This window comes from Paenibacillus sp. BR1-192 (assembly GCF_029542445.1).
Classification (GTDB): domain Bacteria; phylum Bacillota; class Bacilli; order Paenibacillales; family Paenibacillaceae; genus Paenibacillus_AQ; species Paenibacillus_AQ lautus_A.
The window spans coordinates 3,655,811-3,677,879 of record NZ_CP120718.1 but is presented as its reverse complement, the minus strand read 5'-3'; the positions used below and the strand labels follow the sequence as shown (position 1 = coordinate 3,677,879).

25 protein-coding genes are annotated in these 22,069 nt (G+C 42.0%); 20 read left to right on the top strand and 5 right to left on the bottom strand.

Annotated elements, in window-relative coordinates:
- The first annotated feature begins 10 nt into the window (after positions 1-10).
- Positions 11-271, top strand: coding sequence for an EamA family transporter (locus P0X86_RS16365; protein ID WP_277745873.1), 261 nt, complete (start codon positions 11-13; stop codon positions 269-271).
- On the opposite strand, the gene P0X86_RS16360 is transcribed toward P0X86_RS16365, so the two are convergent.
- Positions 259-1,014 (bottom strand): SDR family NAD(P)-dependent oxidoreductase, encoded by a 756-nt coding sequence (locus tag P0X86_RS16360; RefSeq protein WP_213578685.1) that lies wholly within the window; start codon positions 1,012-1,014, stop codon positions 259-261. The genes P0X86_RS16365 and P0X86_RS16360 overlap by 13 nt on opposite strands.
- A 230-nt stretch (positions 1,015-1,244) precedes the next feature.
- On the opposite strand from P0X86_RS16360, the gene P0X86_RS16355 reads away from it, so the two are divergent.
- Positions 1,245-1,532 (top strand): MerR family transcriptional regulator, encoded by a 288-nt coding sequence (locus P0X86_RS16355; protein WP_277745872.1) that lies wholly within the window; start codon positions 1,245-1,247, stop codon positions 1,530-1,532.
- 650 nt (positions 1,533-2,182) lie between these two features.
- On the opposite strand, the gene P0X86_RS16350 is transcribed toward P0X86_RS16355, so the two are convergent.
- A complete protein-coding gene (locus tag P0X86_RS16350) occupies positions 2,183-2,734 on the bottom strand; it encodes a TetR/AcrR family transcriptional regulator (RefSeq protein ID WP_277745871.1) in 552 nt (183 codons plus the stop codon).
- Positions 2,735-2,882: 148 nt separating this feature from the next.
- Here P0X86_RS16350 and P0X86_RS16345 point away from each other — a divergent pair, with 148 nt between their 5' ends.
- The 3 genes from P0X86_RS16345 (at position 2,883) to P0X86_RS16335 (ending at position 5,236) form a co-directional block, all read left to right on the top strand.
- Positions 2,883-3,389, top strand: coding sequence for a ketopantoate reductase family protein (locus P0X86_RS16345; protein WP_277745870.1), 507 nt, complete (start codon positions 2,883-2,885; stop codon positions 3,387-3,389).
- Positions 3,390-3,466: 77 nt separating this feature from the next.
- Positions 3,467-3,805, top strand: coding sequence for a hypothetical protein (locus tag P0X86_RS16340; protein ID WP_277745869.1), 339 nt, complete (start codon positions 3,467-3,469; stop codon positions 3,803-3,805).
- A gap of 348 nt (positions 3,806-4,153) precedes the next feature.
- A complete protein-coding gene (locus P0X86_RS16335) occupies positions 4,154-5,236 on the top strand; it encodes a nucleotidyltransferase domain-containing protein (protein ID WP_277745868.1) in 1,083 nt (360 codons plus the stop codon).
- 96 nt (positions 5,237-5,332) lie between these two features.
- Here P0X86_RS16335 and P0X86_RS16330 read toward each other — a convergent pair whose 3' ends face one another.
- Positions 5,333-6,202 carry an AraC family transcriptional regulator gene (locus P0X86_RS16330; RefSeq protein ID WP_277745867.1) on the bottom strand — a complete coding sequence of 290 codons (870 nt, stop codon included), beginning with the start codon at positions 6,200-6,202 and terminating at the stop codon, positions 5,333-5,335.
- A gap of 160 nt (positions 6,203-6,362) precedes the next feature.
- Between P0X86_RS16330 and P0X86_RS16325 the strand changes: the two genes are divergently transcribed.
- The 6 genes from P0X86_RS16325 to P0X86_RS16300 all read left to right on the top strand — a co-directional run bounded on the left by P0X86_RS16325 (position 6,363) and on the right by P0X86_RS16300 (position 11,935).
- Positions 6,363-7,523 carry a Gfo/Idh/MocA family protein gene (locus P0X86_RS16325; RefSeq protein WP_277745866.1) on the top strand — a complete coding sequence of 387 codons (1,161 nt, stop codon included), beginning with the start codon at positions 6,363-6,365 and terminating at the stop codon, positions 7,521-7,523.
- 18 nt (positions 7,524-7,541) lie between these two features.
- Complete coding sequence (locus P0X86_RS16320; protein WP_255250540.1) at positions 7,542-7,670, top strand: hypothetical protein; 129 nt, start codon at positions 7,542-7,544, stop codon at positions 7,668-7,670.
- Between the two features lie 249 nt (positions 7,671-7,919).
- Entirely contained in the window at positions 7,920-9,239 is a 1,320-nt protein-coding gene (locus P0X86_RS16315; RefSeq protein WP_481858298.1) for a catalase, read from the top strand.
- 455 nt (positions 9,240-9,694) lie between these two features.
- A complete protein-coding gene (locus P0X86_RS16310; RefSeq protein WP_277745864.1) occupies positions 9,695-10,300 on the top strand; it encodes a hypothetical protein in 606 nt (201 codons plus the stop codon).
- A 22-nt stretch (positions 10,301-10,322) separates the two neighbouring features.
- Positions 10,323-10,727 carry a hypothetical protein gene (locus tag P0X86_RS16305; protein WP_277745863.1) on the top strand — a complete coding sequence of 135 codons (405 nt, stop codon included), beginning with the start codon at positions 10,323-10,325 and terminating at the stop codon, positions 10,725-10,727.
- 524 nt (positions 10,728-11,251) lie between these two features.
- Positions 11,252-11,935, top strand: a complete 684-nt coding sequence (locus P0X86_RS16300) for a copper amine oxidase N-terminal domain-containing protein (RefSeq protein WP_277745862.1) — start codon at positions 11,252-11,254, stop codon at positions 11,933-11,935.
- 403 nt (positions 11,936-12,338) lie between these two features.
- Here the strand turns inward: P0X86_RS16300 and P0X86_RS16295 are convergent.
- Positions 12,339-13,456 (bottom strand): IS3 family transposase gene (locus P0X86_RS16295; RefSeq protein ID WP_277745861.1). Its coding sequence is split into 2 segments (ribosomal slippage): positions 12,339-13,210 and positions 13,210-13,456, totalling 1,119 coding nucleotides; the frame shifts between segments, so codons are not numbered across the junction.
- A 242-nt stretch (positions 13,457-13,698) separates the two neighbouring features.
- Here P0X86_RS16295 and P0X86_RS16290 point away from each other — a divergent pair.
- From P0X86_RS16290 to P0X86_RS16270, 5 genes are all read left to right on the top strand, one after another.
- The gene (locus P0X86_RS16290; RefSeq protein ID WP_277745860.1) at positions 13,699-14,115 is read left to right on the top strand and encodes a YjdF family protein; all 417 of its coding nucleotides are present in this window, start codon (positions 13,699-13,701) and stop codon (positions 14,113-14,115) included.
- Between the two features lie 257 nt (positions 14,116-14,372).
- Positions 14,373-14,552 (top strand): hypothetical protein, encoded by a 180-nt coding sequence (locus tag P0X86_RS16285; protein ID WP_192571851.1) that lies wholly within the window; start codon positions 14,373-14,375, stop codon positions 14,550-14,552.
- Between the two features lie 380 nt (positions 14,553-14,932).
- Positions 14,933-15,949, top strand: coding sequence for a phosphotransferase enzyme family protein (locus P0X86_RS16280; RefSeq protein ID WP_277745859.1), 1,017 nt, complete (start codon positions 14,933-14,935; stop codon positions 15,947-15,949).
- A 466-nt stretch (positions 15,950-16,415) separates the two neighbouring features.
- Entirely contained in the window at positions 16,416-17,081 is a 666-nt protein-coding gene (locus tag P0X86_RS16275) for a carboxylesterase family protein (protein ID WP_277745858.1), read from the top strand.
- A 197-nt stretch (positions 17,082-17,278) separates the two neighbouring features.
- Positions 17,279-17,815: an SMI1/KNR4 family protein gene (locus tag P0X86_RS16270; protein ID WP_277745857.1), complete on the top strand. Its 537-nt coding sequence runs from the start codon at positions 17,279-17,281 to the stop codon at positions 17,813-17,815.
- Positions 17,816-18,202: 387 nt separating this feature from the next.
- Here the strand turns inward: P0X86_RS16270 and P0X86_RS16265 are convergent, their stop codons facing one another.
- Positions 18,203-19,054 carry an aldo/keto reductase gene (locus P0X86_RS16265; RefSeq protein ID WP_096773775.1) on the bottom strand — a complete coding sequence of 284 codons (852 nt, stop codon included), beginning with the start codon at positions 19,052-19,054 and terminating at the stop codon, positions 18,203-18,205.
- Positions 19,055-19,226: 172 nt separating this feature from the next.
- On the opposite strand from P0X86_RS16265, the gene P0X86_RS16260 reads away from it, so the two are divergent.
- The 4 genes from P0X86_RS16260 (at position 19,227) to P0X86_RS16245 (ending at position 22,054) form a co-directional block, all read left to right on the top strand.
- Positions 19,227-19,670 (top strand): MerR family transcriptional regulator, encoded by a 444-nt coding sequence (locus tag P0X86_RS16260; protein WP_213578668.1) that lies wholly within the window; start codon positions 19,227-19,229, stop codon positions 19,668-19,670.
- A gap of 29 nt (positions 19,671-19,699) precedes the next feature.
- A complete protein-coding gene (locus P0X86_RS16255) occupies positions 19,700-20,140 on the top strand; it encodes a hypothetical protein (protein WP_277745856.1) in 441 nt (146 codons plus the stop codon).
- A gap of 39 nt (positions 20,141-20,179) precedes the next feature.
- Positions 20,180-21,007 carry a copper amine oxidase N-terminal domain-containing protein gene (locus tag P0X86_RS16250; RefSeq protein ID WP_277745855.1) on the top strand — a complete coding sequence of 276 codons (828 nt, stop codon included), beginning with the start codon at positions 20,180-20,182 and terminating at the stop codon, positions 21,005-21,007.
- 555 nt (positions 21,008-21,562) lie between these two features.
- Entirely contained in the window at positions 21,563-22,054 is a 492-nt protein-coding gene (locus tag P0X86_RS16245; RefSeq protein ID WP_119851200.1) for a hypothetical protein, read from the top strand.
- Positions 22,055-22,069 lie beyond the last annotated feature (15 nt).

The window sequence follows — 22,069 nt, the reverse complement described above, 5'->3', positions numbered from 1 at the left end:
TGAAGTTCAAATGTCAGCCCCGATGTTTCTCCCCAATGATTCGCAATATATTCGTCAAGAAGTGCGCGGAGGCGAAGCCGGCAAAATCGGATCGTTTAATTTTCTGGTCCCTCTCATTGCGATCGTGATCAGCGTTCTCTTTTTGGGAGAAACGATTACGACCAAAATGGGGGTGGGACTTATTCTTACCCAATATGGTCGTATTCGTTCGGAGACAGCCCCAGTTTCACGGATTGTCTTTGCTGCTATTACTTGCGATCAGATGTTCTGACCACCCGAGACTTCGATTCTCTGCGCATTAACCCAGCGATTGTCGGATCCAAGCAGGTTGGCGACTACAGGACCAATGTCCTCAGGTACGCCGACTCGACCAAGGGCAGTCATCGAGGCAAACGTGTCATTATAAGCAGGTATGTCGCGTACAGAACCTCCTAGAAAATCGGTTTCGATTGCTCCAGGTGCAATGGTATTAGCGGTAATGCCTCGGTGACCAAGTTCTTTGGCCATATAGATGGTTAGAACCTCGACCGCGCCCTTTGCGGCGGAATAGGCAGAGAAGCCAGGATAAGAAACGCGAGTGAGTCCCGATGAGAAGTTCACGATACGACCACCATCTGCAAGAAGCGGCAGAAGAGCCTGGGTCAAGAAAAATACGCCTTTGACATGCACATTAAACAGGCCGTCGAACTGAGCTTCTGTAGTTTCGGCATAGTCTATCATTTCTCCGTGGCCGGCATTATTCACTAAATGATCGAAAGTGGTACGATCCCAAGTTGACCGCAGGGTCGAACGTACTGTCTCAGCAAAGACCGCAAAGCTGGCAATATTTCCAACATCAAGTTGTAATGCCACTGCTTTACGACCCAAAGATTCGATCTCAGCAACAACAGACTTTGCTTCTTCTGCTTGGCTACGATAGGTCAAGATGACATCACCGCCATGACGGGCAATACTGATGGCAGAATTGCGACCAAGTCCACGGCTACCACCAGTGACGATTGAGATATTATTCATTGTAACTTCATCCTTCCAGGCTCATTTTTAATTACATTGTTATCATAGATTATAAAGTTCACTTTAAGTCAAGACTTTTCCACTGAAGAAAAAGTGTATAATGAAACAGTGAAATAATTGATTTCATCCTATCTTCCTTCTTCTTTTACAGCATAAATTTGGATTATTTAATTAGATATGCCAAAAATTTAATTGAAGTTTACTTTAATAGGAGGCGATGAGTTTTATTTATGTTGACTATAAGGAAAGTGACTGAATTGACAGGAATAGCGGCTCCCACACTTCGATATTACGAAAAGGAGGGGCTGCTTCCACATGTGAAGAGAAATGAAAATGGGAAGCGGTTATATGACGAAAATGATTTAAGCTGGATTCACTTCGTTACTGCGCTTAGAGCAACAGGAATGCCGATTGCCCAAATTCAGAAGTATGTCTACTTGTATAAAGAAGGGGATTCGACGATTTCGGAACGAAAAATGATGATGCTCCATCATAAAAAAGAAATTGAGAAAAGTTAAGAGAGCTATATCTTAATTTGGATAAAATAAACTATAAACTTGCTCTATATGATGTAATAGAATCTCAGATTGAACGAACTAACATCAAAATTTGATTATGCCCAAATACAAAGTCGCTAATCTAGCGACTTTGTATTTTTGTATTATCCGAAATATCGGTCAAATTTAATGAACTTCAACGATGTTACAGATACGGAACGATTCCAAATAGCGCGGGAGCCCCGACGAACCGTTTCATGGCATCGAGTAGGACGTACGGATGCGCACATCGGTTTTTTTAAGATAAGGAGAGGACGAGAGGAACATGAATGTGGAAGTGTATACGTTAAATGCTTTTGCGAGGGGCCGTTGCGGTAAACCAGCAGGCGTTGTCTTGGAGGATGGCCTTTCGGACCGGTATAAATGCCAAGAAATTTAATGTTCCTTCGGTTATGTTGAAAAAGCCGACCATTCAAAGAATCAATGGAGGCAGTCGAGAAATGTTCGAGACACTGAATCATGCGATTACAGCGAATCAACTGCATCCGGTCATCGATCGTGTGTTTCCCTTTGGGTTTTGGAAAAGTTGCGATTAAGCTATAGTTAGTCAGGCTGTCTTATGCGCGTTTTTTATAGTTATACAACATATTGATTCGGTTTGAATGACAGGCTCATTCTTTAAAATAGGGCGTAATCCCTCTTGAATATAGGTTCTCCACTAACTTGAAAAATTCTTCTGACGATAAGTCGTTTTGACGCTGGAGCCAAAGACGAAATAGAGAAAGGGAAGTTGTCAGGTAAAACTCAATGAAGTATGGCGTTAAGGAATGGTTTTGCGGAACGTTTAATTCTAATTGATCCAAAGTGATTTCTTTTTTTAAGCGTTTTAAAAAACGGGTACTTCCATAATCACCCAAAAGGGCATTAAGGATCAGGAGATGTTCTCTTTTATCCAGACAATAGAGCGTATCTTGAACCGTATGCATCGATAGCTCTTTATTCGCCAATTCTTTTTTCATGTCATTTAATAAGTCATTTTCAACAGAGTCTAACAATTCGTAAATGTCAGTAAAGTATTGATAAAAGGTGCTGCGGTTATATCCTGACTTATTCGCAATTTCCTGTACCGAAATCTTCTCAATCGGCTTTTGGCTATATAACTCACAAAAAACTTCTAAAAACGCTTGTCTTGTTTTCTCCGTTATTTGAGGTTGCTTTTTCATGATACCCTCCTACTAGCCAATAAAAATATCATCCGACAAATTCTAAAATACTGATGGTTGATCAAGGAATAATAAAGATTTATGATCACATCATACAACATGTTGTCTGATAATCCAAAGGAAATGTTAATAAGTAGGGGTGGTTTTCATGTCAGCAAAACAAGACAGAATTTTAATTTTTGGTGCAGGTGTCATCGGGAGCATGTACGCAATGAAGCTTATTGAAGCAGGGTTTGACGTTACGCTGTTTGCACATTCTAAAAGATTTAAATCATTAAGCGAAAATGGCCTGCAGTATAAAGAAAAAGGTTCAGTTAAATCTATACAAGTGAAGGTCATTGATACGCTCGAAAATGACGATATATACGGTTTTATTTTCGTCACCGTTCGTTATGATCGGTCCGAATCAGCGTTGTTAGCGCTAAAAGATAATCAAAGCAAACATATAGTTACGATGACTAGTAATTCAATTGGGTTTTCTTCGTGGCTGGATATTGTAGGGGATCGACTTTTACCTGCTTTTCCCGGCTTCGGCGGACAGATTAAAGATGGAGTATTGCATGCTCGATTTCTACCAAAGATTATAGCGGCAACTGCATTTGGAGAAATGAATGGTGAAGTGACTGAACGCATCGAAAAACTCGCAAAATTTTAAAAACAGCAAAGCTTCCCTACGTTATTAAAAAGGATATGCAATCGTATCTCATCACGCATTCCGTATCAGATATTGCCATGTTGAGCGTTTTGCAGTCTGAAAATAAGATAATTGACAAAAAAAGAATCGGAACCAGAAAGACGGCACGCCAAATAACAGCTACTTTAAAAGCGTATCTATTGGCAATACAAAAAGCTGGCGTTTCAATTGATCCACCCATGCTTAAAATGGTGCTTAAATTTCCAAACTTATTTTTGGATCTTTTCTTTATGACATGGTTACGAACTAAAATGGTTAGGGATATGATGTTGCCGGATTATGCGAATAATGCGAATAATGAGATTGTGCAGCTGAGTCATGATTTAATGAAATTTTTAAATCAAAATGATGTCAAATCGGAAATACATGTTCAGTAATTTTTTGTTAAAAGTATTATGGTGATGTTTGATTTATTTTCCATTAAATCCTTCAAATTCACAGAACAATAAGCGGATGCCCGCATAAACGGAGGTACAAAGCTAAACTTGCTGCAGGCATTAAGCTAACGGACTGTTTATTGGCGGATCGGCATTTCTTGTCATGCGAAGGCATAAAGAAAAAAGAACTACTGAAATCCGCTTAATCGTCATATCGACGGTTTAGCGGATTTTGTGCAAAGATGAATTAAATCAACTTATACATAGCAACCGCACCTCTAAATCGATAGACTCTAGTTGAGGTTGTTGTGATGAAGGACGGCCAGCTCATACGAAGGGGTGTAACGAATGAACGAAATCATAAAGAAGAAGCTGCTGGACAAAAATGAACTGCTGATCAACATGGTGATCGAACGCGCAAGAAGAGACTTTCAAGACGATATCGCAATTATTGGGCTTACTGGTTCGTTTAGCACCGGGGACTTTCACGAAAAGAGCGATCTTGATTTAATTATCATAAATAATACGGAAAGGGGATGGGGAATATCCGATAGCTTCATCTTAGATGACGTTGGTTATGACATCTATTGCACCCCATGGGATACAAGAATACACGCACAATCCATCTTAGAGAGTCCCAACGTGTCGAGCCTAACCGAGCTTAAAATTCTCTATTATGCAAAGTCTGAGGATTTGGAGAAATTGAACGACTTTAGGCAGAAAGCTCTTGATGCGCTTGCGGAGCCGATAGGAGAAGCGTGTCTTAATCGAGCAAAAAAATGGATCGATCTGGCTAAGCAAGCATACAGCGATACGATGCTGGGTGATAATATCGGTTCAGTGAGACATGCATCTGCCGGCGTTCTGTACAATTTGGTCAATGCCTTGGTCAGCATGAATAACACGTGCATCAAACGAGGTGTCAAGCGATATTTAGAAGAAATACGCTCGTATCGCCATGTTCCAGATGACCTCGAATCCTTATACATGTCTGTCATCGAAGCTCATACCATTGAAGATATCCGAATTGCCTCTTTTAATATGTTGAACAGCGTTACGAGGTTACATAGCAAGATGTGTGATAACTTCATTGTTAAACCCGTTCCGACTTTTGATAATCTGAGGGGAACTTACGAAGAATTGTGGTGCAACTACCGCAATAAAATCTTGAACAGTGTTCAAACGAACGATGCCTCCTATGCCTTTCTTTCGGCCTTTGGAGCACAAGGATATCTTGATGAAATGGCTGCGGAGAAAGGGACCAAGAAATTTGATCTTATGCAGTACTTTGATGCAAGTGATTTATCAGTAATGAAAGAGAAGTTCCTTGAAATGATGGATGAATATGTAGACGAATATGGTAAGGTCGGTAGAGAAGTCGAACGTTTTACAACCTTCGAGCAATTATATGACCATTATATCAATCATTGATCTTACATCCCAGTTCGTGTACTATCTTTGATCATGCTTGACACGATCAACCTTTTTATCTAAGGTCCATATAAATATCAGGCGCATTCCCGATATTTAAGTACTCGTCCATTTTTTTCGATATTGATGCGGCGTGATTCCCATTTGCGACTTAAACAATTTGCAAAAATAAGAGCTATTCGTTAATCCGATCTCCTCCGCAATAAGCGAGACCGGTTTTTTTGTAGTCGCTAGGAGCTGTATGGATTGATGAATCCTTCGGGCTGCTATGTATTCCGTGATGCTGATCCCTGTCGCTTCTTTAAAGAGATGTGATAAATGGTAGGGAGATAGATGCAGCGACTTCGCCATGTCGTCCAATCGGAAAGGAATCGTATAATTGGTCTCAATCCAGGTTAAGATGTGCTCCACCCGATGATTTTTACGGGCTTGGTAAGTTGAACTCCGTACTTTCCGCTTATCCCAGATTGGTTTCAAGGAGCGAAAAAGTGCGACAAGAAACAGCGAAATTTCTTCATGTTTTTCCGTGTCGGACAGCGTCGGGAATCGATCGTTCATGCTCTTGTATGCACCTTCCAGACACGGGTCGTCGACCTCGTATAAACAAGGGAAAGGAAGATTGCCTAGATAAATAAAATTGTAAAATTCATGGAGAGCGGGCCACTGTTTAAAATAAGCCTCAAACACCGTCGGTTCAAAAATCGCAATCGAACGTTCGAAGCATTGATGATCGTCGTATTCAAGCTTTAGGTGGTGGAGTTGACAGGGCTGAAATATACAAAGCATGCCCGGCTTAATCTCATAGCTGTTGTTGTTAACGATCATGGTCCCCCTTCCTTGATGAATGAACAACACTTCAAGGCCAAGATGGGAATGGAAAGTCTCTTTATGCTCGTAATTTTCGCTTTTACGTCTATAGGCAAAGTACAAGGGAGAGATACTGTAGTTGCTTGCAACGAATGACAACTTGTTTGCCTCCTTCTTCCTCGTCTTCGTACATGCATTGAATATACCATACAATCCGCAATCTAGCGTTATTTTTCCCCCATAGCAAAACACATTTACAAGTTTGCACCGCATATAATTTTTTATATAAAAAATAAAGTTGGGAGGTAAAAAATAACGTATGTTAAAGGTTGCGATTATAGGTACGGGTGCAATTTCGCCCAGTCATATCCAAGCATATCTGCAGTTTAAGGACCGCTGTAAAATTGTTGCCTTATGCGATCTTTACCCAGAGAAGGCTGAAGTAAGGCGGGATCAGTACGGACTGGAGGCTAAAATCGCACACGATTATAAGGAACTGCTTCAAGACGGAATCGATCTCGTGTCCATTTGTATGCCTCCGTACGTTCATGCGCAGGTTGCGGTCGATTTCCTGAACGCAGGAAGCCATGTCATTGTTGAGAAACCTATGGCAGCGTCGCTTAAGGAATGTGATGACATGATCGAAGCGGCACGGAATAACGGCAAGGTGTTGTCCGTGATCGCCCAGAATCGATTCAGAAATCCGATTATGAAGCTGAAACAAGTGCTGGATAGCGGTCTGGCCGGCAAGATTCTGCATGCCCAAGTGGATTCTTTTTGGTGGCGGGGCCATAGTTATTACGACTTATGGTGGCGCGGCACTTGGGAGAAAGAGGGGGGAGGCCCTACGCTGAACCATGCCGTACATCATATCGACGGATTGCTGTGGATGCTTGGTCGTCCTAGCCACGTACAAGCCTACATGGCTAATGTCGCGCATGACAATGCCGAGGTTGAGGATTTATCCATCGCGATGATGAAATATCCGAATGGAGCTTTGGGGCAACTTACCAGCTCGGTCGTCCACCACGGAGAAGAACAGCAATACATCTTCCAAGGACAGTATGCACGGATTTCTGCCCCGTGGCGGGTAACGGCTTCCACTTCCTTGCCGAACGGATTCCCTGATCGCGAATTGGAACTAGAAGAAAAAATCCAGAAATACTATGACGAATTGCCGGATTTGCCGTACGAAGGACATACTGGTCAGATCGACAATGTGCTGAGCGCGATCGAGCATGGAACGCCGGTGCTCATCGACGGAGAAGACGGCCGCAGCACACTGGAGTTGATCATGAGCATCTACAAATCCGCAAGCATGGGAGAGAACGTGCAACTCCCGCTACAAAAGAATGATCCCTTCTATACGCAAGAGGGTGCTCAACTAAACGTTCCTTATTTTTACCAAAAGGGCAAGAGCATTGAGAATTTTGAGGATGGGAAGATCACGACAGGAAGCAATTATGGCGAAAAAAAATGATATGGGCGGAGGATTATCATGATGCAGAAAAGCGACGGAATGAACTATGCCCCGAAGGGGAAGCCCAGTCCGGTGGTGAAGCCGGGCGAATTTATCATCGCCGCTGTTGCGCTCGATCCGCTTTTATGGCGGCAGAACTGTGTCTGAAAGCGCAGCAGAAAGCTATGCGGATAACGTAGTGTGTTTACAGGATTTCTCTACTATGTGATGGGATACACATTTACTCATTTCAATTCAATTTACAATTTGACATGCTGTCATACCCGTACATAGCCATGCATATATTTCCCCGAGAATGTAGGTATGGGAGGCGGGTCAATGGACGGTAACAAAGCTAACAATCAGGCAAACGATCGAAGCTGGCAAAGAAGCAAGGCTCAATCACAATGGAGTGCTATGCAGTCGCCGGAACACCATTCGCAAACGGTGGGGGAACGGGGACCGATTCTGGAGCAGGACAGCATGCTGCATGAAACACTTGAAACCTTTGTCCATGAAAAGCTATTAGAGCGTCCGGTCCACGTGAAGGGGTTTGGTGCCATGGGTTATTTTGAAACCCTTCACTCGATGGCCGCTTATACGAAACTGTGCTTCTTGCAGCAGCCGGGACAACGGGTACCCGTTACAGTTCGTTTCTCACTTGCGGTCAGCAACAAAGGGACACCCGATACATCCCGCAACGTGCGTGGATTCTCGACGAAATTTTATACCGAGCATGGCGTGTTCGACCTGCTCTGTAATCATATCCCTGTGTTCCTCGTACGAGACCCGATCCGGTTCCCTGAGTCAATTCATGCTTTCCTGCCATCACCAGTTAACAATCTCATCGATCCGAATCGATTCTGGAGTTTCATTGCTACAGCGCCAGAGGCAACCCATTTCGTTGTACGTCTGTACTCGGACGAAGGGACGGTCAAGAGCTTCCGCCATACGCCAGGACACAGTGTTAACACCTATGTTTGGAAAAATGCACAGAACGTCCGCTTCTACGTCAAATATCGCTGGATTCCGTTGGCTGGAGAGCAATATATCGATGCGCAAGAAGCAGCTCGTTTGGCTTGCGAGAACCCGGATTATTCGGGTAAAGATCTGTATGACGCGATTGCCAAAGGCACACCGGTCCAATACGGGCTGTATGTGCAGTTGATGAACCCAGAGGATGAAGCGATGCTGTCGTTCGATCCGCTGGATGACACGAAAGTGTGGGATGTGCATCAATTCCCTCTGCTGCCGGTTGGTCGACTCGTATTGGATACGAACCCTACTGATTATCAGGAGCAGATCGAGAAGCTGGCATTCTCCCCGTCAAATCTTCTGGATGGTGCCGAGCTGTCCGATGATAAAATGCTGCAAGGTCGCAGCAATATTTATTGGGATTCACAGCGGCATCGCCTTGGATCGGATTTCCGCAAAATTCCGATTAACCATCAATCAAACTGGTCACCGACTGAACAGGTAACGAGCGGAGCAGGTCGCTATGTAGCCGGTCGGCTCGTTCGATCCGATATTCCGAAGGCCGATAATTTCACGCAAGCGGGACAATTCTACCAATCGCTCACACAAGTTCAGCAGGATCATCTTGTTCAGAACCTCGCTGATGACTTATCGGCGGCTTCTCATGAGATTCAAAGGGTTGTGTTAGGCTATTTATTCCAGGCCGATGCAACATTAGCCGATAGGGTAGCACGTCAGATCGCCGCACCGAAGAAGGGATGATTCACGCAATGACATGAAGGAGAATGAGGTCAACCAATCCATTCGGTTGGCCTTTTTTGGATCATAGCTTTAGGTATATGTAGCCAAAAAAGAAATCATGTCGAGGGACTAGAACATGGCCCTTAGAAAGTCGCTAAAATAGCGGCTTTTTTGTTTTATCGGTATAAGAACATGAGCCGAATACCGATTAGATAAGCATCTAACTATGTATTCCATACAAATTCATTAATCTAACTGGCAGTTTTGCGTAATGGGTGGTCATTATTATCAGACAGATGGGGAATGTTTCCTTTATAATATTTAGGTGACACTCCATTGCACTAACGGGACATGTTAGTGCAATTCCAATTGGTCAGTGAATATTTAACTAGGTTTAAGAAGTTAAAAGGATAAGGGCGAATGATGTGCCAATAGGGTAAAGCCAGAGAAGAGAAGGTAATGGTGGAGGGATTCAAATGATAAACATAATTGAAGAGCTTAAGAGGATGTCCCAAAAAAGAGGGTATGAAAATAAAGACGATTTTCAACAGCTGCTGGAAAAATGTAAGGATATAACGTTGTCAAATGAAGATGTTGAATTTTTAATAGAACTGTATTTTAAGGCTAAAAATTTGTACATTCGCAACACAATATTGAAAGCACTTGTGTTCTGTGAAGATATTGATTTAAAGGAATTCTTCTTAAAAGCGTTTAAAAAAGAGCGCTACCTAGATATGAGATTGACTGCAATTCGAGGCTATGCAAAGTATGCAACTGAGAAAGAAGTAGAGAAACTAATGACTAAATTCATTGAAATTCTGATGAAGCGTCCTGAAAGCACGCCTTATAACTATCAAGAATATGAGCTGCTTCGCTCTGCTTTTGGGCTGCCGTATTTAGTAAATCAATATGGATATGCTTGTTTTGTTCAGGCATATGAGCAGGAAGAGAAACAATATCATGCCATGCCAGATGCTTTCAAAGGACATTTTACTTTAAATGAAAGAGGGGATATTGTCCAGCTTCGCTCATTAGGAGAAAGCAAGAGGATGCTTGATGAATTTAGAAGCAGAGGTAATTGAAGTTTGAAAGGTAGTGACACTAATGATGAAACAACAACTGTTGTTTAAATCCAACAGATTCTCAGCAAATGAAGTTTTGACGGCATGGGAAAACGCGGATAAATCAAAAGATGTAATACTATTAGAATCCGCCCATTCGGATTGGTCAATAGAAGTAGACGGTTTCCAAAATATCTCTCATCAAATGTTTGAACACTTTCTATCTAAAATGGATGTATTTGATAATGGAGTGCAGCTTTATTGTAAAGAGGTCTATGAAAAAAGTAATTTTAAAATAGAGCATTTTATCGTGTCCTTGCAGTGGATTTCATTACTTGAAAACTCTATTACAATGGGATATTGGGGAGATTATGTAAACGTAGAGCTCAGATCCATCATAGAGTGCGACAATGGCATCTGGGAGCAGAAAGACATCTATTATCAATAGAAGCAAGATGCTTATACATACATTAGTGCAGAGAGACAAGATCATGGTCCCAGTGAAAGTCGCTAAAATAGCGGCTTTTTTGTTGTTGGTACATGGTCTTGTCCCGATTACCGCTTTGATATATATCCAATTAGTATTCGATAGCTCTTTCATTAAGCTAACGGGCAGGTTAGTTCCAATATGTGGTATTATCTATTTATTAACTTAATGACCGCGTTACTTTATTATCAGTACGGATGGGGGCGTGAAACATTAAACAGAAAAATGTTGTTGGATTGTTCACATCAATATTTCTGACTCTCTATGGTATATGGAAACTAAATCATTTTTTCGAACCAAAAGTTGGTCCAGTAGGTAACGGTATTAGTGATACTGATGTGAAAATAGTGTGGATATTGTTTGCGATATCAATGATTTTGGGTGTTGGTGGTGTGATATATTTTTCTTATTCTATTTTTAAAAGAAATGATTAATAAAGTAAACGGGAGAGGAAAGTTGAATAAAGAAGAGAAGAGGTTTTAGCGATGAAGAAATTGGTATTATTTTTCTTTGCTGTTCTATGTTCTTCGATTTTGTTACTTCCAACCAATGAGGCAGCCGCAGCAGTAAAAAGTCCAAAAGGAACACAAGTTGTTGTGAATAATCATGACTTAGATTCAAAAGATATTCTCATTATGAACAATCAGGTATTTTTTAGTCTGACTTCACTCAAAGATTTAGGTGGCTTAACGTTTGCCTGGAATAATACTGCCAAGCAAGCGACAGTGAAGGGGGGCGACACAAACTTGCAGTTGACTATGAATAATAAAGTAGCACAAAAAAATGGATCTCCTGTTTCATTAAGTACTGCTCCATTTGTTCAAAACGGTAAAACAATGATTCCCTTACGTTTTGTTGCAGAAGCATTGGACGGTTCAGTAACTTGGAATCAAAAGACCCGAACGGCGTTTGTTTCAAAACCAAGCACGAAACTGCTGACTGACGTTAAGAGTAGTGCATTAAGCACGGCCAGAAATGCTGCAATCAATCTTCCTAGAGTATCACAGCTCACGGAGGACTTTAAACCAATTATGGAAGCATCCAGTCTTCAATATTATTTTCCGGAAAACACCCATGACCGATTCATCGAGGTCAATAATAATGTAATCCGCTATTATAAAATCACGAAGAACACTGCTTATCTTAAGTGGCAAGCTAGCATTTTTTAAACAAGCCGAACTTCCTCAAGTTAATCTAAAAGAAAACTATATTATTGTTGACATTCCAGAAGAAAAATAATTAGAAGTTGTCATAAAGAGGAGTTTGCAGTTGACGCAATTATTATCGTAACGCCGCATGTCGGTATCGGTCCTTTTCGGATATGAATGCGCAGGGAAGAGGTGGAGCGGACTTTCCAAGCTTTGGGCCATTGGAGAGCTAATCATCGTATACATGGTAATCCTAGCTATATAGAAATGCTGCTTATACGCGAACATTTCAATACGATGGCAATAGTCGGGTGAAGTTCATTCAACTGATAATCCACAATACGCGAATAACATCTGCATTCCCTGCCTGTTTCAAGGTGCAATTTCATTAAGCTAACGGGCAGGATGGACTGTCAACAGTAAATCAGACAACTTTTTTAAGGGCCTCTGCTTTGTACTGAACTGGCGTCATGTAGCCTAATGTGCCATGAACGCGATGCTTATTAAACCAGTTCACATAATCATATAATTCTAGTTTTAGATGATGAAGACTCTGGAAATTCATCTGGTTGATGAATTCTGTTTTCATCACTTTGTAAGTAGCTTCAGCAACGGCGTTGTCATAGGGGCAGCCTTTCATACTCAGGGAGCGACCAATCTTGAACGTCTCTAATAGATCGTCCATGGTTTGATTCCTAAACTCGCTTCCGCGATCCGTATGAAACCACTGAATGTCGCTTAAATCGCCTTCTACTGTGGCAAAGGCACGGGAAATCAGAGCAGCGTCCTTGTGTGGACCTGCACTGTGACCAATGATTTCTCGGTTAAATAAATCAATCAGCACGCAAATGTAATGCCACTTATGCTGGACTTTGACATAAGTGAGATCGCTGACTACAAATCGTTTAGATTCAGTTTGATCAAACTCACGTTTTAATTCATTCGCTGTTGTAGCTTCGTTACAAGCAGTCTTGTGCGGCTTATATTGCGCTATGGTGTACGTCGACACCAAACCCTGCTCTTTCATAATCCGTCCGATTCGGCGTCTTGAAACCGTGTAGCCTTGTTCCTGAAGTTTGACCTTCAATTTGCGCGTTCCATACGCTTTTCGGTTGGCATGAAAGATCTCTACGATAGCCGTCGTTATTTCGTCATCGTTGTCTTTTGCTCTCGTTTCATAGTAGAAGGTACTTCTGGAGATTTGCAGGACTTCGCACAATGCTGATACCGAGTATTTATCACTGTTTTGCTTAATGATCTTTACTTTCGTCCCATGATCAGCGCGGCCTGCTTTAAAATGTCATTCTCCATTTCAAGCCGCTGAACTCGCTTACGAAGAGCGATGAGTTCATTCTCTTCAGCAGTTCGGTTATCTTTTTCAGAAAACGAGCCTGACGTTTGCGCTTGCTTAATCCAGCGATCGAGGGCAGACGGACTAAGTTCATACTCTCTGGCAATCGCTGCCCTTGGCTTTCCATTTTCATATAATTGGACCATTTGTCTTTTAAAATCTGCTGTAAATGTACGTCTTTGTTTTGGCATAGTAGATCCGCTCCTAGTATTATTCTCTTCATTCTACTAGCCCTTATTTTTATTGTCCAACCCAGTGTAGCCGATCCAGGATAGTGGAACGGTTTAACAATTGTGAAAAATGTGATATAACCTTAAAGGAGTGTAAAAACACAGATCGGTTGGTAGTCCGGTCGCACAGGGTCAGTTCCAGTGTCAGTGACCTTCCCCCTCGGGATGTCCATCACTCCAGTAAAAACAGAGGGGGAGTAAGTGTGAAGCTTACCGTATTGTTTGATGAAAGTTGTAAGTACTGGATTGGTGTGATTGAGCAGGAAGAACAAGGACGTCTAAAAGCTTGTCGTCATATTTTTGGCAACGAGCCAAAGGATCCGGAGATATTAGAGTTCGTTAGCGAGAAAATGATGGAATTGATGAACCTTACGAAGGCAGGAATGGATGCGAAACGAAGTAAAAACACTCGAATAAATCCGAAAAGACTAGCTCGGCAGGCGTCTAGAGAGATTGCCCAACGAGGTTTATCTAGCCATGCTCAGGAGGCAATAAAGCTGGACCTCGAATCCAGGAAACTGCAACGAAAAGTGCATAATCGTCAACAAAATCTTGTGGAAAATGAAAGGAAATATCAACTTAGAGTTCAAAAGGCGAAGAAGAAGCACAGGGGCAAATAGTCAAAACCAAGTAGCGTTTCAGATGAAGCAGGTGGGACTGGCTCCATAGCGTGAGATAAATTAAAAACACCTTCAAGAGAAAACCATGTCATAAGATATGGAGACAATTTCGGGAGGTGTTTTTGCGTTGGCTACAAGAGTTAGTTAACCGGAATTTTGGATGGCATTCCAGTGAAAGAAGTCATGGAACAATGGTACAGGCGAAAGATCGTTTTTTGGTTTAAGTGAAATAAGTTTTATAAGGAGTTGAGAACAGCATGATTTACTATAAAGGAGCAGTACCTGGATCAGATAACTTCATATATTTTAAAAGCGAAGCCAAATTGAAGGAAACTGATGTTGTTATTTTAGATGATAAGAAGTACTTCATTGAGAGTATTGATAATGGATTGTTGATTCTTCAGAGGGTTGGGTCAATTATATCAGTAAGTGTCTAATAGGTAAAAGGAAAATAAGCTACGGTTGTCTGAAACCAGTGACGTCTAAAAATAAAGGAGTTCGTAAGTTCGAAGAAAAGGAAATATAAACTGTCCTTAAGCTTTTTTATGTAGAAAAGATCCCAAGATGTACAGGGATAAGACATGATCCCATAGAAAGTCGCTATTTTAGCGACTTTTTTGTTTTATCGGTACTAGTTCTTGTTAACGGACAGGATAATTCAATGTTCGTATGGAATATAAAGGTAATCGATTAGAGGAAGATTTTCGTGCTTTTTCATTTTAGCAAGACGCCAGTATCAAATTAGACGGGATGAACGGTTACAGAGGGAAGAGTGAGAAAGAAGCGAAAATGTGTTGAATGAAAGAAGGTATAGAAAATGATACGAGAAATTGAAGAGCAATTCACTGAAGAGATCCTTACCGAAGCAATAAAGCGATATGACATTAATAAAGACACTGTTGGTTCATTGGGCGGTTATGAAAGCTTTGTTTATGAATACCAGAAAAACAACGCATTTTTCATATTAAAAATCTCACATACAATTAGAAGATCGAGAAATAATATACGGGGTGAAATTGAATTTTTAAATTATTTGTCGAATAAAGGACTGGCAGTTTCAAATGCTGTTCCATCGACCAGGGGTAATATGGTTGAAGAAATTGCTGCAGAAATTGGTTCGTTCCTAGCCATTTCATACGAAATGGCTCTTGGAAAAGAAGTGTCGGATGAAGATTGGAATGAATCGCTTTACGAAAAATGGGGCGAATTTATGGGGAAAATTCATCATGCCACAAAGAGTTACGAATGGAGTAATCCGGCGTTTAAACGACAAGCCTGGGACCAAGAAGTTCAATTAAAGGCGGAGAAGTACCTGCGACCTGATGATGTAATGATATCAATTGTAAAAGAAAGATTAACAAAACTTACTTCTCTGCCGAAGTCCAAAGATACATACGGTTTGACTCATACTGATTTTCATCAAAGTAATTTTCATCTGCATAACGGAGACATTTATTTGTTCGATTTCGATGATTGTGGTTATACGTATTTCGTAAACGATATTGGGATTACATTGTGTTATGCATTTTTTTATCCGTTCAAGGAATTTGAAAATAAAACGGAATATTATAGATTGTTTTTCCGCCATTTTATGAAAGGATATCTGAAGGAAAATACAATCCAAGAAGAAGAAATAGAATATTTACAAGAGTCTATTAAACTTCGTTATGTATTGCAGTATATTTATTTTCATCAAGCAAACGATGTGTCAAATTTGGATGAAGAATCAATGAACAGGTTAAAAGAGCTTCAACAAATAGCCGCTTCTGATGAGCCTATGCTGCCGATTGACTTTGTTCATGAATTTAAAAGCATTTATAATAGTATTCATTAACCTGGAGCATCGTATTTTACCTAAAGTAGGGGGAGGGGCTGACTCAACACAGCCGCTTATAGGGGCCGGCTGTGTTGTCGGGTGACAAAAACATAGTAACATTAGAAGCCGCTGATTATGCGGCTTTAAATATTTATGTTATGATCTTCGTTTATTAGGGTATAACCACGAGGCTGACTCACTAGTTTCTCGTCTATTCATTTAAACATCGAACAGTTGCCGGGTGGCAGCTGCTCCTTTTTTCGTTAGAAAACAATCTATACAATTCAGAATTATATTTAGATGACACTCCATTGCACTAACGGGAAACGTTAGTTCAATAGAAGACAAGAAGGCAGCCGTTATCGAGATCGGCTGCTTTTGTTCAACTAACGGGCAGTTTAATGCAACTGAAGGAATTCCAGGAAATATGGGGAATTCTATTTTTACCCCATATGGGAGATATCAGTAAAGTGAGGGAGATACTATGAGTCAAACCGCAAATAAATTTGAAAAAGAAATAACTAAAAGAGTGCGGATGAAATACCTCTTACATTTGCCAGATCAACATGAAAAAGAATCCGCAATTAAGTGGCCTTTAATCTTATTTCTTCATGGGGCAGGTGAACATGGAGATGATCTGGAGTTGGTTAAAGCACATGGAATTCCTATGATAGCAGAACGCGATCCTTCTTTTCCATTCATTACGATCTCCCCTCAATGCCCGGAGGATTCTTTTTGGAATGCTGAACAAGACGGATTGATGGCATTAGTAGATGAGATCATTGCAAACTATAACGTAGATCCAGATCGAATATACTTGACGGGGCTAAGCATGGGTGGTTATGGGACGTGGCACTTAGCAGCAGAATATCCAGGAAGGTTCGCAGCTATCGCTCCAATATGTGGTGGAGGTAACCCCAACCGGGTACATGAACTAATAGGAACACCCACCTGGGCATTCCATGGCGCGAAGGATGATATAGTGCCCATTGCTGAATCAAAAAAAATGGTAGACGCACTTCGCGAAAACGGCGGAAAAGTCTCTTTCACAATTTATCCTGAGTCGAATCACAACTCTTGGACAGAAACATACGATAATCCGGAATTATACAGCTGGTTTCTAGGTCATTCTCTAATGGTAAGGAAATGAAGTTGTTTTACACTAACGGGACACGTTAATTTAAAATAGCATGGAGCAGTTCGCCTGTAGGCAGCTGTTCCTTTTTTTAAGCTAACGGGCAGGGTAGTTCAATAATTTCGTGAATACTCTACATATGGAATGATTCACGAAGGTATATAGAATGATAGTGCGAAGTCAAAAGTGCAATAAGGAGAGTTCTAGAATGTATGGACAATACCTCATTAAAATCCCTTGTTAAAGAAAAAGAGATCCATGAAACATATGAAGTAGCATCGAAAGAAGATATAGAAAAAACTGAAAATGATTTGAATTACAAACTACCAAAATCCTATTGTGATTTTGTATCACAGTTTAGCAATGGCGCATTTCTGTACATGATTCAAGAAGTAAGCGCAGTAGGAGATGGAAACAAACAAATCTTATCGATTCAGAGACTTTCTTTACAAAGAATGACGAGCGTTGAGACTCATAAAATGATCAATATTAGAGAGGGTGGTTCAGTGGAAATAGGCCATTTAATCCCGTTTTCTCTAGATCATAATGGAAATGCATGGTGTTTCATTGCGAGCCAGATGAAGAATGAAGAATACAAAGTTGCTTATTTCGATAGTCACAACCCCAGATTGTATGGAATCATGGATAATTTCAATGAGTGGTTAAAGGTTTTGATAAACAATAGAGAGGAAGTAATTAGAACCTTATATGACGATAATGTGATTTCTACGGAACTAGGGTTGGGATAAATACTAGTTACAGCGAGATTTTTCATAACACCATAACGTTTAATCAGGAAACGTTGGAAATTGAGTGCGTCTCTAAGAAAAGGTGTGAACGAAGTTCGTAGATATATCGTTAATCGGAAACCGATAGATCGAGAGCGAACCCTTAGCAGTGCATGGCTTATAGACAGAAAAAAAGAGCCGCATATGCGACTCAATTGTTACCTGTCGGGGGAGAACATGGTCCCATTGAAAGTTGCTAATTTAGCGGCTTTTTTGTTTTATCGGTACAAGTTCTTGTCCCGAGTCGAGGACAATAAGTGAATGAGTTTAAAGGACAAGCGAGTTTACAACACGAAAGGACAGGAGCTCCGGCCCTGTCCTTTCTAAATGGAGAAACCGGGCCAAGGTTTACAGTTCGACTCTCCAGTTGCCCATCATCTTGGCGACTCCCGGATCGCGGTACGATAAGAATAGACTCTCCCGAGTATCAAGGGTGGAAATGTGTTCCATATCGTCCGCGCCCAACTCAAAATCAAAAATGTTGATATTTTCGACGATTCGCTCTTTTCGTACTGACTTTGGAATGACAACAACTTCTCGTTGAACAAGCCATCGCAATACGATCTGGGCGACGGATTTGTTGTGTTTTCCCGCGATCGAGGTCAGCACTTCGTTGCCGAACATATTGTTTCGTCCTTCAGCGAACGGCGCCCACGACTGGTGCTGCACGCCCTGCTCTTTTACGAAAGCAGCGCTCTCTGTCTGCTGGTAGAACGGGTGCGTTTCAATCTGGTTGACGGCGGGCACAATTTCGTTATGCACAATGAGGTCCATCAGACGATCGGGCATGAAGTTGCTGACCCCGATGGCCTTGATTTTGCCGTCACGGTACAGTTCTTCCATCGCACGCCAAGTGCCGTAGTAATCGCCAAATGGCTGGTGAATCAGGTACAGATCGAGATAGTCAAGCTGCAGCTTCTTCAGGGATTTTGCAAATGCAAGCTTGGCACTCTCGTAGCCGGCATCCTGAACCCAAATCTTGGTCGTAATGAACAGCTCCTCACGCGGTACACCGCTGCGCTTGATCGCGCGTCCGACCGCTTCCTCGTTAAGATAACCGGCGGCGGTGTCGATCAAGCGGTAGCCGGCCGACAGCGCTTCGTACACCGCGTTTTCGCACTCATCAGCATCGGGAATCTGGTAGACACCGAAGCCTAGGATTGGCATTTTCACACCGTTGTTCAAAGTTACAGTTTGCATTGCGATTCCTCCTATTGATCAAATGTATAACAGCAACCGGCGCGTATCCCCAACATCGGGGACTGAAGCGGGAATTCCGATTACGACAAAGTTGCGTTACAATAAGCATAGTACCTTCGTGTTACACGAAGGCAAGAGGCTCTTATTCTTTTTTTTCCAAGGGGGATTTCACATGTATACGGTCAAAGAAGCCGCTCAAATCACGGGGCTCACTGAGCACGCCGTGCGCTTTTATACGGATAAAGCTCTAGTGCCAAGCGTACAGCGCAATGAGAATAATATTCGATTATTCGACGAAGAATCGATCAACTGGCTGCATGGCATCAAATGCCTCAAGCAATCCGGGATGCCGATCGATGTCATAAAAATGTATATCGATTTATGTCTCGAGGGGGATTCTACCATTCCACAACGCTACAGACTCATGATGGAGCATAAAGAAGCTGCGCTCGCTAAGCTCGAAGAAGCCAAACAGCACGTTGACCATTTGGAAGAGAAGACGGCACTGTACCAGGCCATTCTGGAGAACCGCTCACCAGACACGATGAATCCCGCCCACTGGGGCAGAATTCAGCATATGCACGGGGACGTGTTTTACTCGCGCTCTGCTCGTTAGGCGTGAGATACCTTTTTGACAGGACCGGCGTGCTTACCCTCGGTTATGCCTATCCGAATCTGGTGATGGCGGAAAATTATAAGGAAACGGGACAAGATCAACACATCGAGAGAACAGGCAGCCTGGGATTGCAGGTCGACCATGCGCTTGGCCGAAGCGCCATTTATGGCTTGAAAGGGTACGAGAGGGTAGAGATGGTATATCCGAATGCCAATACAAATGTACTTTATCCCCGAACAGTTTTGCCGACTCAGCAGGCAGACCTTGAGCCGGGAAGCCATCTGCTTCTGTCGGCGGTATGCGGGGAGACGGCAAGCAGCAAAGCTGTCCATTCTCCGGAAGAAGCATTGCGTAAACTTGGCATTGCTCTAACACAAGACGGAATCTCTATCTCGAAAGGGAGAAGCGGAAATAGGTATTCCGTTCATTTTGGGCAACTTTTTCATGGAATAGGACGTCTAAATAAATAGGACTGGAAGAAATTAGGGCTGATTTGAGGGGGAGCGCATTTGAAAAAGATATTGATTAGCATATCGACGTTCATGATTTTTTTTCTTGCGAACGTCATTCCAACACAAGCATCAGGCAATGAAGTAATCGAGCATGGTATTCTAAAGAACAATCGAGTGTTGATCCCTATACGGGCAGTATCTCAGAACATGGGTATCGATGTGAAATGGAACCAATTTCAAAAAACGGCTCAATTGACCAAAGGCGAAACTGTAATCACACTTGCGGTTCAATTCAAAAGGGCCTTAGTAAACCAGGACCGCGTTGATTTTGATGCTCCGGTTGAGCTCATCCAAAACACAACTTATGTACCTTTAAGGTTCGTTAGCCAAACCATGGGAGCAGATGTAAAGTGGGATCAGAAAACCAAAGAAGCCACCGTTATCCTTGATGGCAAGCAAGTCGTCGTTAAGTTGATGAAGCCGAAGTATCAAGTACCTATCAACCAACGACTAAGTGATACTCGTATTGCGCGGTTATCGGAGAAATTGAACGAGGCATCTGATCTATCGAAAGTGAAACAGGTTCGCACTTACTTTAAACCTTATTTTACGGATCGTCTAATTCAGCAAATCATAGAGCAGGAAGGACTTCACTTTAAAGAAATGAATTTTGATATGAATACGGCAACGGTAAACTATGCAAGCAATACTAGCGCGATCCTTATTCAATCCTACATTCCAGGAAATATATTAACGGGCGAGCTGCATTATGTTTTTGATCGGGAAGCTCACATTATTTATGCTAATGGAGCATGGAAGGTGGACAAGGTAAGCGATCATTTGAGACAGATCCCTAATATGAGCCTGGAACCCGATCTTCAGTAGTGATATCTAATCAACTCATGCCCAGCTCAATGAATAGAGAGGATCTGGCTTAGTCATTATCCATGTAAACTAAAGAAGCCGCAATTTTGATATGATCCCCTTTAAGTAGACAGTGTGTAAAATGCGCATAAAAGTCTTCTTGGAGGAGATTTTTTTCATAGGCGAATTACGAAAAACATATGATATCGAAATCAAGCGCTAGGCTGTTGCGATGTTCCTGGAGGAAGATCTTGGCTACTGTCGGGTGACAAAACATAGTAACATAAGCAGCCGCTGAATAAGCGGCTTTTTCTATTTATGTTATCAAGTTGCGAGATAGGTCTTACTATATAAACATAGTTCGATATTACTACTTTCTGTCTGTTCTATTGGACCTAGATCTGTTATTATAAAACAAATAACGGAAAAGGCGAGGACATCAGCATGGCTAAAAAATTGAATATCTTTTTATCTTTTCTAATATCTATTATCATCGCGTTCAGCTGCGGTGTGTATTTCTCGGAAGACTTGGGTTATAGTCGGAGTGAACCAACTATAGTTAAAGCTGGGCAAACAGTGGATGCCGAAAACGAACCTTCCAACGGAGATGGCGAAAAAGGCGCAACGATTTCCACGGCTCAGAATCAAGGAGGTAACGAAACGGCCAACGACGAACCCGAAGCTACCCGAGTGACAGCGGAGAATCGTTTCAGCGACCCAAGAGAGTTCAGATACAGTGTCAATTCAGCGAACGGTATCACGCTGACGTGGCTCGTCGATAATTTGACCGGCAAAACGATCAACTACTATACCGTGAAGGTCAGCACATTTAATCCCGTAGGAGACCCTTCGTATGACGAGCACTCCGGAAAGAACTCTTTCAATCTTCAATATGTCGGTCCGGTCATACCGGGGTTAGAACTCGGTGTGTTTGAGCTCTTCACGTATCAAGGTGCTTTGGATTCAATCCGTATCGACGAAGTTGACCTGGAATACGCGGACGGCACCAAAGAAACCGTCGTCTACAATCGCACGACTAAGGACGACAGCGGGCTCAATAATAGATAGAAAAGTTTATATTGC